This is a genomic window from Actinacidiphila sp. bgisy167 (assembly GCF_057707665.1).
Genome location: NZ_JBYIQP010000231.1, coordinates 1 through 623 on the forward strand (window position 1 = coordinate 1; position 623 = coordinate 623).

At 69.3% G+C, this 623-nt stretch carries 1 pseudogene; it reads right to left on the reverse strand.

The features are described from left to right. A pseudogene (locus AC3ET4_RS30930) lies at nucleotides 1–506 on the reverse strand (IS1380 family transposase); the annotation flags it as partial. Nucleotides 507–623 lie beyond the last annotated feature (117 nt).

Consider the following 623-nt stretch of genomic DNA (forward strand, 5'->3'; position numbering starts at 1 on the left):
GTGCCCGCCGCCCCCTCCTTGGCGCTGGTGCAGGTCACGATGGTCGCGTCCAGGTCCAGGACGTACCAGCCGGTCAGGGCCCTGCCGCACACCGATATCCAGGGGAAGCCGCCGGGACGCAGGGCGAGCAGCGTCCACACCACGCGACGTACAGCGGCGCGGACGCGCTCCACCCGGGCCGCGACCGGGCCGTCGATCGTCTCCAGCGCGCGGCGCAGGGTGCTGTCCGAGACCGGCCGACCGAACACCGCACGCCAGTGGTACTGGAGCTGCTCGGCCTCCAGGACGTTCGTCGCGCCGAGCACGATCGCACAGGCCAGCTGAACCAGCGCCATGCCCCGATCCCGCCAGCCCGGCCCGGCGCCCTTCGGCAACGCCGCACTCAACGCGGCGGCCAGACCGAACCGGTCGGCGACCTTCCGCAGCAGCACCACACCCGCATGGCCGATCAGGTTCTTGCCGTCGGCCCGCACGGCAAGCCGGTGATCCCAGCCGGTACCCTTCACCCGTTGGGTGCCTCTTCTCTGCGACGGTTTTGATCTCAGCAATCAGATCATTGCAGGTGGGAGGCACCCTTCTCCTGTTGGTGCGTCAGGTGACCGTCACAGCTGAATTCATGAGGT